Origin of the sequence: Streptomyces sp. NPDC051310 (genome assembly GCF_044455245.1) — a bacterium.
Classification (GTDB): domain Bacteria; phylum Actinomycetota; class Actinomycetes; order Streptomycetales; family Streptomycetaceae; genus Streptomyces.
In genome coordinates this window covers 19,206-32,000 of the sequence record NZ_JBITEO010000017.1, presented here as the reverse complement: position 1 = coordinate 32,000, position 12,795 = coordinate 19,206, and the positions used below count along the sequence as shown (strand labels likewise).

Here is a 12,795-nt window from a genome sequence, read left to right as displayed (position 1 = left end):
CTTGCCGGACGCCCTTGGCCTTCCCGGGTGTGCCTGGCGCCGGTGTGCCTGAGCCTGCAGGGGCGTGCCTGGCCCTCGGCGCGCCTGGCCTCGCGCGTATGAAAGGCGCTCCTGGGGGCCTGGTGCTCGGCGCGCCCGGCCTCGCGCCCACGCGGGGCACTCCCGGCGTGCCTGATCCGGCGTGCCCGAGCCTTCGCGGGCGGGCCTGGCCTCGTATGACGGGTGTGCCGGGGCCGCCCGCCGTGTCTGCCCCGCCGTGCCTGGGCCCGGATGCCCGGGTTGCGGTCAGAAGGAGTCCGGGGGCAGGTCCTCGGTGTCCTCGCCCTCCGCCTCCAGCGCTTGGCGGACCACGCGCAGGGCCATGCCCTCGGGGTAGCCCTTGCGGGCGAGCATGCCCGCGAGGCGGCGCAGGCGGCGGTCGCGGTCGAGGCCGCGGGTGGCGCGGAGCTTGCGCGCCACGAGTTCCTGGGCCGTCGCCTCCTCCTGCTCGGAGTCGAGCCGGCCGACCGCCTCGTCGATCAGCTCGGCATCCACGCCCTTGGTGCGCAGTTCCCGGGCGAGGGCGCGGCGGGCCAGGCCCCGGCCGTGGTGCCGGGACTCCACCCACGCCCCGGCGAACGCCGCGTCGTCGATCAGCCCGACGTCCTCGAAACGGGAGAGGACCTCGTCGGCGACCTCGTCCGGGATCTCGCGTTTGCGCAACGCGTCCGCAAGCTGCTTGCGGGTGCGCGGCGTCCCGGTGAGCAGGCGCAGGCAGATCGCCCGCGCCCGCTCAGCCGGATCCTGGGGCGACAGCTCCTGCTCGGCCCTCGACGAGTCGGTGCTGTCGCCCGGCCATTCGGTGCGCCGGACCACGGGACTAGGCCTTGGCCGCCGTGGCCTTGGTCGCCTTGGTGGCCTTCGCCGCCGGAGCAGGGACCGACTTCGCCGCGTCGTCCGGCGCGGCCGCGCCCGCCGCGTCCGTACCCGGCTCCGCCGCCGGCGTCTCCGGCCGGACGCCGACGCCCAGCTTCTCCTTGATCTTCTTCTCGATCTCGTCGGCGAGGTCGGGGTTGTCCTTCAGGAAGTTGCGGGCGTTCTCCTTGCCCTGGCCCAGCTGGTCGCCCTCGTACGTGTACCAGGCGCCGGCCTTGCGCACGAACCCGTGCTCGACGCCCATGTCGATCAGACCGCCCTCGCGGCTGATGCCCTGGCCGTAGAGGATGTCGAACTCGGCCTGCTTGAAGGGCGGCGCGACCTTGTTCTTCACGACCTTGCAGCGGGTGCGGTTGCCGACCGCCTCCGTGCCGTCCTTCAGGGTCTCGATGCGGCGGATGTCGATGCGCACCGAGGCGTAGAACTTCAGCGCGCGGCCACCGGTCGTGGTCTCCGGCGAGCCGAACATCACACCGATCTTCTCGCGGAGCTGGTTGATGAAGATCGCGGTCGTCTTGGACTGGTTGAGCGCACTGGTGATCTTGCGGAGGGCCTGGCTCATCAGACGGGCCTGCAGACCCACGTGCGAGTCACCCATCTCGCCCTCGATCTCCGCACGCGGCACGAGCGCGGCGACGGAGTCGATGACGATCAGGTCGAGCGCACCGGAGCGGACGAGCATGTCCACGATCTCCAGGGCCTGCTCGCCGTTGTCGGGCTGGGACAGGATCAGGTTGTCGATGTCGACGCCGAGCTTCCTCGCGTACTCGGGGTCGAGGGCGTGCTCCGCGTCGACGAACGCCACCTGGCCGCCGGCCTTCTGCGCGTTGGCCACGGCGTGCAGGGTCAGGGTCGTCTTACCGGAGGACTCCGGGCCGTAGATCTCCACCACACGGCCGCGCGGCAGGCCGCCGACGCCGAGCGCGACGTCGAGCGCGGTCGAGCCGGTCGGGATGACCTCGATGGGCTCCTTCGACCGCTCGCCCATGCGCATCACTGCGCCCTTGCCGAATTGCCGTTCAATCTGTGCGAGCGCGGCGTCGAGCGCCTTCTCGCGGTCGGTACCTGCCATGGGTTCCACCCGGTTTGCTTGTGTCGATCGCTTCACGTCAAAGACGCTAACCCCTGCCACTGACAATGGGCCCCGCCGTCCCTCCGACCTGTGGATAACTCCGTGGACAACTCCGCGGCACCCCGGAATCCCGGGCCGGAACCCCATAAGAATGGATGTTCGATTTTAGTGTCAAGCGCGGCGCGCCGCGCAGGCGCCGCCACCCGCGGCGGCTGCCCGGAGGCCGTCCACTGCCGTCGTCGGCAGTGGACGCCAGTGGTCGGCAGGCGTCGGCAACGGCGCACCCGGGCCGGGCCCGCCGCCCGACCGCCTGCCCGACCGCCGGGGTCAGTCGCGGTCGGGCGGCGGCGCCTGACCCGGGATCCCGTCCGTGGCGCGGTCCGGCTCGGACTCCGTGGCCGCCCGGTCCACGGCCAGGTCCGGCGTCGCGCTCGACGGCGCTTCCGGGTCCGTGGCCACCCGCTCCACAGCCCGCGCCGGGCTGTCGTCGGAGTCCGGCTCCGCGCCCTGCTCCTTCTTCGCACGCAGCGCCCGCTGCACCCGGGCCAGCACCAGCTCGCCGTGGCGCCGGTGCCCGTGCACCCGCGGGTCCTCCGTCACGTCGTACCGCTTCACGTACGCGCCCAGGAACGCCTGGAGGGTGGCGATCGCCGGGATCGCGATCAGTGCGCCGACGGCACCCAGCAGCGCGGTGCCCGCGATGACCGAGCCGAAGGCGACCGCCGGGTGGATGTCGACGGACTTGGCGGTGAGCTTGGGCTGCAGCAGGTAGTTCTCGAACTGCTGGTACACGACGACGAAGACCAGGACCCACAGCGCGTACCAGGGGTTCTCGGTGAACGCGATCAGCATCGGCAGGGCGCCCGCCAGGTAGGTGCCGATCGTGGGGATGAACTGGGACACCAGGCCGACCCACACCGCGAGGGCGGGCGCGTACGGCACGGTCAGGAACTCCAGCAGGACGTAGTGCGCGAGGCCGGAGATCAGCGCCATCAGACCGCGCGAGTAGAGGTAGCCGCCCGTCTTGTCCACGGCGATCTCCCAGGCCCGCAGGACCTCCGCCTGCCTGGCCGGCGGCAGCACGGAGCACAGGGCCCGGCGGAGCCGGGGGCCGTCCGCCGCGAAGTAGAACGAGAACAGGAAGATCGTCAGGAGCTTGAACAGTCCGCCGAGCACCGTCGCCGAGACGTCCAGCACACCGCTGGCGCTGTTCTGGACGTACTTCCGCAGCCAGTCCGACCTCAGGAGGCTGTCCTGGACCTCCACGCGGGACAGCTCGGTCTGGAAGGTGTGGTTGATCCAGTTGATCAGGGAGTCGAGGTACCGGGGGAAGTCCTCGACCATCTCGATGATCTGGCCCGCCAGCATCGAGCCGAGCAGCACGACGAAGCCGACGCCCGTGACCAGGATCGCGAAGAAGACCAGGAAGGTGGCGAGTCCGCGGCGCATGCCGCGGGCCGCCATCCGGCCCACCGCCGGCTCGATCGCCAGGGCCAGGAAGAAGGCGATCAGGATGTTGATCAGCAGACCGATGAGCTGGTGGAACGCCCAGCTGCCGAGCTGGAAGCAGGCGTAGAGGGCGAGGGCGAGCACCATCGCGCGCGGCAGCCAGCGCGGCATACGGGCGGCGGCGGGGGACGCGGGGCGCGCCGCCCCGGTCCCGGTCGCGGAAGCGGCGGTCGTCGTCTCTGTCTCGTCAGTCGGGGGCACGCGCCAAGTCTCACCTACAGCAGCGACATCCGGCCGCCCGCCCCGGGATCAGCGCTTGTCCGCGGGGACGTCCACCGCCGCGCACACCGCCCGCCACACGTCCTTCGCCTCCCAGCCGGCGTCCAGCGCCTCGCGCACCGTCCGGCCGCCCAGCTCGGACATGACGTGGTCCCGCGCGAAGGACTCGGCGTACGTGTCGCCGAAGTGCGCCGCCATCCGCTCCCAGAAAATCGTCAACCGCATGACACCAGTATCCCGCTCCTGAGAGTGCAGCCCGGTCCGTGCCGGTTGCCGAAAGCCCTTTCCGCCCTACCGTCGGAACATGGCCGGAACTCCCCTCACGCGCGCCGAGCACTTCGTCTGGCTCACAGCCCGCGTGCTCGAACAGCGACGGTTCGCATACCACTTCCTGGGCGGTGCCGCCGACTCCGTCGAGGCCGCCCTGACCGCGTACCTCAACGACGACGGCGGCTACGGGCACGCCCTGGAGCCGGATCTGCGCGGCCCCGTCAGCCAGCCCCTGCACGCCGCGCACGCACTGCGGGTGCTGGACTCCATCGGCCGCTGCGGCGGGCTGCGGGTGGAGCGCGTGTGCCGGTACCTGACGGAGGTGTCCACGCACGAAGGGGCGCTGCCCGCGCTGCACCCCTCCCTGCGCGGCTACCCGTTCGCCCCGTTCCTGCCGCTCGTGGACGACCCTCCGAGCGATCTGCTGGCCACCGGCCCCGTGGTGGGCCTGCTCCACCGCAACCAGGTCTGGCACGCATGGCTGTTCCGTGCCACCGACTTCTGCTGGGCCGCGGTCGAGGGGCTGGAGAAGTCGCACCCGTACGAGATCCAGGCCGCCGTCGCCTTCCTGGACGGTGTCCCCGACCGGGCCCGCGCGGAGGCGGCCGCGGACCGGTTGGGCAGGCTCGTACGGGACCAGAAACTGGCCGTACTGGATCCGGCGCACAAGGCCGCCTACCCGGTCCCGCCCGGCTACGCGCCCGACGAGCACCACTTCCCGCACGACTACGCGCGCGTGCCGGACTCGCTCGCGCGGCGCTGGTTCACGGACGCGGAGATGGAGCGCTCCCTGGACCACCTCGCCGCCGAGCAGCAGGAGGACGGGGGCTGGCCGGTCCACTGGCGCCAGTGGGCGCCGGGTACGGCTCTGGAGTGGCGGCCGATCCTGACGATCGAGGCGCTGCGCACCCTGCGGGCGCACGGCCGCAGCATCCGCTGAGCCGGCATCCGCCGAGCCGCGCCGCTCCACCCCCCGGCCGGCGAGGACCCGGCGCACACGCGTGCGCGCGGGCAGCAGGGGCGGGGGAGCCGTGCGCGGGGCCCGGGTCTTGCCGGTCAGCCGCCCAGGGCCCGTACCGCCGCCGTGACGGCCACCGCGGCGGCGACCACCACCAGGAACGGCGCGCGCAGGACCAGGGCGAGCGCCGCGGCCGCGAGGCCCGCGCCGCGCGCGTCGACGACCAGCGCGGTACCGGCGCTGAAGGTCTGCTGCGCGGTCAGCGCGGCGAGCAGGGCGACGGGCAGCAGCGCCGACAGCCGCTGGACGAGCGGCCTCTCGAGGGCTGCCGCCGGTACGAGCAGGCCGGCCAGCTTCAGCAGGTAGCAGCCGGCGGCGGTCAGGGCGATGGCGATCCAGAAGTTCACCGGTCCACTCCCTTCCGCCCGGCACCGATCCGGCGTCCCTGGAGCCACAGCACCGCCGGCGCGGCGAACGCCGCGACCAGCACCGGCACGCCGGCCGGCAGTACGGGCAGGAAGCCCAGCCCGAGGACGACCGCGGCCCCGGCGACCGCCCGCTCGGTGGTCGTACGGAGCATGGGGGCGAGCAACGCGAGGAAGACGGCCGGTCCGGCGGCGTCCAGGCCCCAGGCGTCGGTGTCGCCGATGGCTTCCGCGCCCAGCGCTCCGAGGAGCGTGGTCAGGTTCCACAGCACGTAGAGGGTCAACCCGGTGACGGTGAAGCCGATCCGTGCGGCGCGCCGGGTGGGCTGGGCCAGGGAGACGGCCGCCGTCTCGTCGATGACCCAGTGCGCGGCGAACGGGCGGAGAAGCCGCGGCAGGGCGAGCAGCTGGGAAAGGCGCAGCCCGTAGAAGGCGTTCCGGGTGCCGAGGAAGAAGGCCCCCGCGGCGGCCGTGAGCGGGTTCCCGCCCCCTGCGAGCGCCCCGACGAGGGCGAACTGCGAGGCCCCGGTGAAGACGAGCAGGCTGAGCGCACAGGTCTGGAGGACGCTCAGACCCGCGCCGGCCGACGTCACGCCGAAGGCGAACCCGGAGAGGCCGACGGCCACCCCGACGCCGAGCGCGTCCCGCACGACGGCGCGGTCTGACCCGGCGCCCGGCGCCGACACGGCGGCCCCCTCGGCCTCCGGCGCGACCGCCGCCCCGGTCTCGGGCACGACGGCCTCCTCGGCCCCCGGCCCGGCGGCCGCAGCCGTGCTCTCGGTTCCAGCGGTACGCAGGGGCCCGGCCGTGCCCGTGGGCCGGCCCCCGGGCGCCGGCCCACCTGTGCGCGCGGGTGCACCCCTGCGCGCCGGCTCGGGCCGGACCGCACAGGGCACGCCTGCCCCGTCCTTCGGTGATGTCTGTTCTGCCACGCCCAGGACGCTACGGCCGGAGCCCGTCTCCGGTCTTGTACGTTCTTGCGCGCTCCCGCTGGTAGGCGCCCGGCGGCACGCCCACGATGCGGGTGAAGTGCCGGTTCAGATGGGGCTGGTCGGTGAAACCGACCGCGGCGGCCGCGGCGGCGGGCGGGGTCCCGGCCTCCAGGAGGCGGCGGGCCGCCCGCACGCGCGCGTTGGTCAGCCAGGTGTGCGGCGGCATCCCGTGGGCGGCCTTGAAGGCCCGCAACAGGGCGAAGGGGCTGGTACCGAGTTCCTGTGCGAGCTGCTCCAGGGACGGCGGCTCGGTCATCCGTTCCTGGAGGAGCTCCCTGGCCAGCGCCGCGGTGCGCGCCCCCGCGGCGAGCGGCGGCCGGGCGGGCAGCGACCGGCCGTGGCGGCGCAGCAGCCGGGCGACCGCTATCCGCAGGACGCTGTCGGCGGCGAGCGCGTTGCCCTCCTCGGCCGCCCGGTGCACCGCCCGTATCAGCTGGGCGGTGTCCTCGTCCTCGACGATGGTCTCGGCGAAGCCGGGCGTGCCGCGCAGCGTCGTCTCCTCGCGCGCGATGCCGGCCACCAGCCCGGCGGAGGGGTAGAGGGTCGCGTACGACCATCCTTCCGGCACCCCGGCGTGCGCGGAGTGCGGCACCTCGGGGTTGATCATGACGACGGTGCCGGGGCGGGCCCGGATCGTGCCCTCGGGCATGACGACGTCCTCGATGCCGCGGCGGACCGCTCCGAGGACGAAGCCCTCGTGGCTGTGGCGCGCGAAGGAGTGGCGCACGTACCGGGCCCGGAGCAGGTCGAGTCCGGGCACGCCGGGGTACTGCCAGTGCCTGGCCCATTCTCCGTCCCGCGCGCTCGCCATGGGTCCATTCTGCGCCGGTCCCCACCGCTCCGACCTGCGTGTCCACGGCGTGGACGGCCCGGGGGCCCGGCCGGCCGGGGCCGCCGCCGTGTCGTGCCGGGCCGGATTGTCAGTGGCGGGGTGCACGATGGGGGACATGGCCAGGACTGCGCTCGACTCCTTCTCGCCCGCGACCCGGGGCTGGTTCACGGGGGCCTTCAGCGCGCCCACCGCCGCGCAGGAAGGCGCCTGGCGGGCGATCGGCGCGGGCTCGGACGTCCTCGTCGTGGCACCGACCGGCTCCGGCAAGACGCTGGCCGCGTTCCTCGCCGCCCTCGACCGGCTCACCTCCACCCCGGCGCCCGCGGACGCCAAGAAGCGCTGCCGTGTGCTGTATGTGTCGCCGCTCAAGGCGCTCGCGGTCGACGTCGAGCGCAATCTGCGCAGCCCGCTGACCGGCATCCGGCAGGAGGCGGTGCGGCTGGGGATGCCCGAGCCGGAGGTGCGGGTCGGCATCCGCTCGGGCGACACCCCGGCCGCCGAGCGGCGCTCGCTGGCCACGCGGCCGCCGGACATCCTGATCACGACGCCCGAGTCGCTGTTCCTGATGCTCACCTCGGCCACCCGCGACGCGCTGTCCGGTGTCGAGACGGTGATCCTGGACGAGGTGCACGCGGTCGCGGGCACGAAGCGGGGTGCGCACCTGGCGCTGTCCCTGGAGCGGCTGGACGAGTTGCTCCCCCGCCCGGCCCGCCGGATCGGGCTGTCGGCGACCGTGCGTCCGGTCGACGAGGTCGCGCGCTACCTGTCGCCGCAGCGGAAGGTGGAGATCGTCCAGCCGCGGTCCGGCAAGGAGTTCGACCTGTCCGTGGTCGTCCCGGTCGAGGACCTGGGCGAGCTGGGGGGCTCCCCGGCGACGGAGACCGACCAGACCGAGCGGCCGTCGATCTGGCCGCACGTGGAGGAGCGCATCGCCGACCTCGTCCAGGCCCACCGCTCGACGATCGTCTTCGCCAACTCGCGCCGGCTGGCGGAGCGGCTGTGCAACCGGCTCAACGAGATCGCCTACGAGCGGGCCACCGGTGAGCCGTTGCCCGAGGACCAGTCCCCGGCCGAGCTGATGGCCCAGTCGGGCGCGGCGAAGGGGGCCCCGCCCCTGCTGGCCCGTGCGCACCACGGCTCGGTCTCCAAGGAGCAGCGGGCGCTGGTGGAGGAGGACCTCAAGGCGGGCCGGCTGCCCGCCGTCGTCGCGACCTCCAGCCTGGAGCTGGGCATCGACATGGGCGCGGTGGATCTGGTCGTGCAGGTGGAGTCACCGCCGTCCGTGGCGTCCGGCCTGCAGCGCGTCGGCCGGGCCGGTCACCAGGTGGGCGCGGTGTCCACGGGCGTCGTCTTCCCCAAGTACCGGGGCGACCTGGTGCAGGCGGCCGTGGTGACCGAGCGGATGCGCACCGGCTCCATCGAGTCCATGCGGATCCCGTCGAACCCCTTGGACGTACTCGCCCAGCAGCTGGTCGCCATGGTGGCCCTGGACACCTGGCAGTTCGACGACCTGCTGGCGGTGGTGCGGCGCGCGGCGCCGTTCGCGTCGCTGCCGGAGTCGGCGTTCACGGCCGTCCTGGACATGCTCGCGGGACGCTATCCGTCGGACGCGTTCGCCGAGCTGCGCCCGCGGGTGGTGTGGGACCGCGTCGCGGGCACGGTCACGGGCCGCCCGGGCGCACAGCGCCTCGCCGTCACCTCGGGCGGCACGATTCCCGACCGCGGGCTCTTCGGGGTGTTCCTGGCGGGCGCCGACCCGAAGAAGGGCGGCGGCCGGGTCGGCGAGCTCGACGAGGAGATGGTCTACGAGTCGCGCGTGGGCGACGTGTTCACGCTGGGCACCTCCTCCTGGAGGATCGAGGACATCACCCGGGACCGGGTGCTGGTCTCCCCCGCCCCCGGCGTCCCGGGACGGCTGCCCTTCTGGAAGGGCGACCAGCTGGGCCGGCCGCTGGAACTGGGCCGCGCGGTGGGCGCGTTCCTGCGCGAGGTGGGCTCGCTGGAGCCGGACGACGCGCGGCTGCGGCTGCTGGCTGCGGGCCTCGACGCGTGGGCCGCGGACAACGTCATCGCCTACCTGGACGAGCAGCGCCGCGCCTGCGGGCACATCCCCGACGACCGTACGGTCCTCGTGGAGCGGTTCCGTGACGAGCTGGGCGACTGGCGGGTCGTGGTCCACTCGCCGTTCGGCGCGCAGGTCCACGCGCCGTGGGCGCTGGCGCTCAGCGCCCGGCTCTCCGAGCGGTACGGCATGGACGCCCAGGTCATGCACGCGGACGACGGCATCGTGCTGCGCCTGCCCGACGCGGATCTGATGGGACTGGACCTGCTCGACCAGGAGCCGGCCGCGCCCGGCTTGGAGTACGACAGCGAGCAGGCCCCGGTCGGTGCCGCCGACGTCGTCTTCGACAAGGGTGACGTCGCCCAGATCGTCACCGACCAGGTGGGCGGTTCGGCCCTGTTCGCGTCCCGGTTCCGCGAGTGCGCGGCCCGCGCCCTGCTGCTGCCCCGGCGCAACCCCGGCAGGCGCACCCCGCTGTGGCAGCAGCGGCAGCGGGCGGCCCAGCTGCTGCAGGTGGCCAGCGAGTTCGGTTCGTTCCCGATCGTGCTGGAGGCCGTCCGCGAGTGCCTCCAGGACGTCTTCGACGTGCCCGGACTGCAGGAGCTGATGGGCGACATCGAGTCGCGCCGCGTCCGCCTGGTCGAGGTCACCACGCCGGAGCCGTCCCCCTTCGCCCGCTCGCTGCTCTTCGGCTACGTCGCCCAGTTCCTCTACGAGGGCGACTCCCCGCTCGCGGAGCGGCGGGCGGCCGCGCTGTCCCTGGACTCCCGGCTGCTGGCCGAGCTGCTGGGCCAGGCCGAGCTGCGCGAGCTGCTGGACGCCGACGTCCTGACCGAGCTGGAGCGCGAGCTGCAGTGGCTCGCCGAGGACCGCCGCGTCAAGGACGTGGAAGGCGTCGCCGACGCCCTGCGGGTCCTCGGCCCGCTCACCGGAGCCGAGCTGGCCGAGCGCGGCGCGGACCCCGCCTGGGCGGAGGACCTCGCCAGGACGCGCCGCGCGATCCGCGTCCGTATCGCGGGAGCCGACCACTGGGCGGCCATCGAGGACGCGGGCCGGCTGCGCGATGCCCTGGGCACCGCCCTCCCGGTCGGTGTTCCGGAGGCGTTCACCGAGCCGGTCAAGGACCCGCTGGGCGACCTCCTCGCGCGGTACGCGCGCACGCACGGCCCGTTCACCTCCTCCGCGGCCGCCGCCCGCTTCGGCCTGGGCACCGCCGTCACCGACGGCGCCCTGCACCGCCTGGCCGCAGCCGGCCGTGTCGTCCAGGGGGAGTTCCACCCCTCGGGCATCGGCCAGGAGTGGTGCGACGCGGCCGTCCTGCGCAGGCTGCGCCGCCGCTCCCTGGCCGCCCTGCGCCACGAGCTGGAGCCGGTGCCGCCCGCCGCGCTGGCCACCTTCCTGCCGCAGTGGCAGCACCTGGGCAGCAACAGCCTGCGCGGCATCGACGGACTGGCGCGCGCCGTCGAGCAGTTGCAGGGCGCCCCCGTCCCCGCCTCCGCCCTCGAGAAGCTGATCCTGCCCTCCCGCGTCTCCGGATACGGCCCCACGCTCCTCGACGAGCTCACCACCACCGGCGAGGTGCTGTGGGCGGGCGCGGGTGCCCTGCCCGGCAAGGACGGCTGGGTCTCCCTGTATCTCGCCGACGCGGCGCCCCTGCTGCTCCCGGCTCCCCACCCCCTGGAGCTCACGGCCCTCCACGAATCGGTCCTGGCGGCTCTCTCCGGTGGTTACGGCCTCTTCTTCCGCCAGATCGCCGACCAGGTGCGCGCCACCACGCACCCCGAGGCGACCGACCCGCAACTCGCCGACGCCCTCTGGGACCTGGCCTGGTCGGGCCGGCTGACGAACGACACCCTGGCGCCGCTGCGCGCCCTGCTCGGCTCGGGCCGTACGGCGGGTTCCACCGCGCACCGCGCCAAACGGACCATCCCGCGCGGCCGGTACGGCACGCTCGGCGCGGCCGCCCGCTCCGCCTCCCGGTCCGGTCCGCCGACCGTCAGCGGCCGCTGGTCGCTGCTCCCGACCGCCGAGCCGGACCCGACGCACCGCGCCCACGCCCTGGCCCGCACCCTGCTCGACCGGCACGGCGTGGTCACCCGCGGCGCGGTCGCCGCGGAAGGCGTGGAGGGCGGGTTCTCGGCGACGTACCGGGTCCTGTCCGCCTTCGAGGACAGCGGGCAGGCGCGCCGCGGCTACGTCGTGGAAGGGCTGGGCGCCGCGCAGTTCGCGATGGACGGTGCGGTGGACCGGCTGCGCGCGGCGGCGAACGCGCGGGAACGCGCCGAGCAGTCCACCCCGCGCGCGGTGGTCCTGGCCGCCGCCGACCCGGCCAACGCGTACGGCGCGGCCCTGCCGTGGCCGGAGCCGCCGACCGGTGCCGGGCACAAGCCGGGCCGCAAGGCGGGCTCCCTGGTGGTGCTCGCCGACGGCGAGCTCGCGCTCTACATGGAGCGCGGCGGCAAGACGCTGCTGTCCTGGTCCGCCGAGCCGGACGATCCGGTCCTCACGGCCGCCGCCGAGGCGCTCGCGGGGGCTGCCCGCGCCGGATCCCTCGGCACCGTCACCGTGGAACGGATCAACGGCACGGCGGCCCTGACGTCGCCGCTGTCGCGTGCCCTGGAAGCGGCGGGCTTCCACGCCACTCCGCGGGGCCTGCGCCTGCGGGCGTAGGCCGTGTCCGCCGCCCGGTCCCCCATCATGGAGGCATGCCCGAAGGAGACACCGTCTGGCTGACCGCCCGCCGCCTGCACACCGTCCTGGCAGGCCGGCTCCTGACGCGCTCCGACCTGCGCGTCCCGCGCCTGGCCACCGCCGACCTGACCGGCCGGGAGGTACTCGACGTCACTCCCCGCGGCAAACACCTGCTCACCCGCGTCGAGGGCGGTCTCACACTCCACTCCCACCTGCGGATGGACGGCTCCTGGAACGTCTACGCGTCCGGTGAGCGCTGGCGCGGCGGCCCCGCCCACCAGATCCGGGCCATCCTCGCCACCAGCGACCACACGGCGGTGGGCTACCGGCTGCCCGTGCTGGACCTCCTGCGTACGGTGGACGAGGACACCGTCGTCGGTCATCTCGGTCCGGACCTCCTGGGGCCGGACTGGGACTTCGAGGAGGCCGTACGGCGCGTGTGCGCCGACCCCGCGCGCCCCCTCGGTGAAGCGCTGCTGGACCAGCGCAACCTCGCCGGCATCGGCAATGTCTTCAAGTGCGAGCTCGCCTTCCTGGCCCGCGTCACCCCCTGGCTCCCCGTCGGTGAGCTCCCGCCCGGCGTTCCGGAGCGGCTGGTGGCCACCGCGCACCGCCTGCTGGACATCAACAAGGAGCGCTTCGACCGGCGTACCACCGGCAGTTCCCGCCCGGACCGGAAGCTGTACGTCTACGGCCGCAGGCATCAGCCCTGCTACCGCTGCGGCACGCCGATCCGCTGGGACGACAGCCACGAGCGGGTCTCCTACTGGTGCCCCGGCTGCCAGGAGGGCCCGGGCCCCGAAGCGGGCCCGCAGGCTGTGTGACCGGTCGTCACATGCGGTCGTATGGC

General features: G+C 74.1%; 8 protein-coding genes and 2 pseudogenes. 3 read left to right on the top strand and 7 right to left on the bottom strand.

Going from position 1 to position 12,795, the window contains the following annotated elements; translation table 11 throughout:
- Positions 1–285 precede the first annotated feature (285 nt).
- The 4 genes and pseudogenes from recX to ACIA79_RS23370 form a co-directional block, all read right to left on the bottom strand.
- Positions 286–981: pseudogene (gene recX / locus ACIA79_RS23385) on the bottom strand (recombination regulator RecX); the annotation flags it as partial.
- 82 nt (positions 982–1,063) lie between these two features.
- A pseudogene (gene recA, locus ACIA79_RS23380) lies at positions 1,064–1,987 on the bottom strand (recombinase RecA); the annotation flags it as partial.
- Between the two features lie 327 nt (positions 1,988–2,314).
- Positions 2,315–3,607: an AI-2E family transporter gene (locus ACIA79_RS23375; RefSeq protein ID WP_399430382.1), complete on the bottom strand. Its 1,293-nt coding sequence runs from the start codon at positions 3,605–3,607 to the stop codon at positions 2,315–2,317.
- A gap of 138 nt (positions 3,608–3,745) precedes the next feature.
- Positions 3,746–3,940 carry a DUF3046 domain-containing protein gene (locus ACIA79_RS23370; protein ID WP_031075771.1) on the bottom strand — a complete coding sequence of 65 codons (195 nt, stop codon included), beginning with the start codon at positions 3,938–3,940 and terminating at the stop codon, positions 3,746–3,748.
- A 79-nt stretch (positions 3,941–4,019) separates the two neighbouring features.
- Here ACIA79_RS23370 and ACIA79_RS23365 point away from each other — a divergent pair, with 79 nt between their 5' ends.
- Complete coding sequence (locus tag ACIA79_RS23365; protein ID WP_399430286.1) at positions 4,020–4,925, top strand: hypothetical protein; 906 nt, start codon at positions 4,020–4,022, stop codon at positions 4,923–4,925.
- A 116-nt stretch (positions 4,926–5,041) separates the two neighbouring features.
- Here ACIA79_RS23365 and ACIA79_RS23360 read toward each other — a convergent pair whose 3' ends face one another.
- The 3 genes from ACIA79_RS23360 to ACIA79_RS23350 all read right to left on the bottom strand — a co-directional run bounded on the left by ACIA79_RS23360 (position 5,042) and on the right by ACIA79_RS23350 (position 7,171).
- The gene (locus ACIA79_RS23360) at positions 5,042–5,350 is read right to left on the bottom strand and encodes an AzlD domain-containing protein (protein WP_399430285.1); all 309 of its coding nucleotides are present in this window, start codon (positions 5,348–5,350) and stop codon (positions 5,042–5,044) included.
- Positions 5,347–6,054, bottom strand: a complete 708-nt coding sequence (locus ACIA79_RS23355; RefSeq protein WP_399430381.1) for an AzlC family ABC transporter permease — start codon at positions 6,052–6,054, stop codon at positions 5,347–5,349. The genes ACIA79_RS23360 and ACIA79_RS23355 overlap by 4 nt, the downstream gene beginning before the upstream one ends.
- 256 nt (positions 6,055–6,310) lie before the next feature.
- On the bottom strand, positions 6,311–7,171 hold the full coding sequence (locus tag ACIA79_RS23350; RefSeq protein ID WP_399430284.1) for an AraC family ligand binding domain-containing protein: 861 nt from the start codon (positions 7,169–7,171) through the stop codon (positions 6,311–6,313).
- Positions 7,172–7,307: 136 nt separating this feature from the next.
- Here ACIA79_RS23350 and ACIA79_RS23345 point away from each other — a divergent pair, with 136 nt between their 5' ends.
- Positions 7,308–11,924 carry an ATP-dependent helicase gene (locus ACIA79_RS23345; RefSeq protein WP_399430283.1) on the top strand — a complete coding sequence of 1,539 codons (4,617 nt, stop codon included), beginning with the start codon at positions 7,308–7,310 and terminating at the stop codon, positions 11,922–11,924.
- 35 nt (positions 11,925–11,959) lie between these two features.
- A complete protein-coding gene (locus ACIA79_RS23340; protein ID WP_399430282.1) occupies positions 11,960–12,769 on the top strand; it encodes an Fpg/Nei family DNA glycosylase in 810 nt (269 codons plus the stop codon).
- Positions 12,770–12,795 lie beyond the last annotated feature (26 nt).

What these genes read in the sequence shown, in the direction of transcription:
- ACIA79_RS23350 (WP_399430284.1), bottom strand. Translation starts at nt 7,171, where the DNA reads ATGGCGAGCGCGCGGGACGGAGAATGGGCCAGGCACTGGCAGTACCCC.
- ACIA79_RS23370 (WP_031075771.1), bottom strand. Translation starts at nt 3,940, where the DNA reads ATGCGGTTGACGATTTTCTGGGAGCGGATGGCGGCGCACTTCGGCGAC.
- ACIA79_RS23365 (WP_399430286.1), top strand. Translation starts at nt 4,020, where the DNA reads ATGGCCGGAACTCCCCTCACGCGCGCCGAGCACTTCGTCTGGCTCACA.
- ACIA79_RS23345 (WP_399430283.1), top strand. Translation starts at nt 7,308, where the DNA reads ATGGCCAGGACTGCGCTCGACTCCTTCTCGCCCGCGACCCGGGGCTGG.
- ACIA79_RS23375 (WP_399430382.1), bottom strand. Translation starts at nt 3,607, where the DNA reads ATGCCGCGCTGGCTGCCGCGCGCGATGGTGCTCGCCCTCGCCCTCTAC.
- ACIA79_RS23340 (WP_399430282.1), top strand. Translation starts at nt 11,960, where the DNA reads ATGCCCGAAGGAGACACCGTCTGGCTGACCGCCCGCCGCCTGCACACC.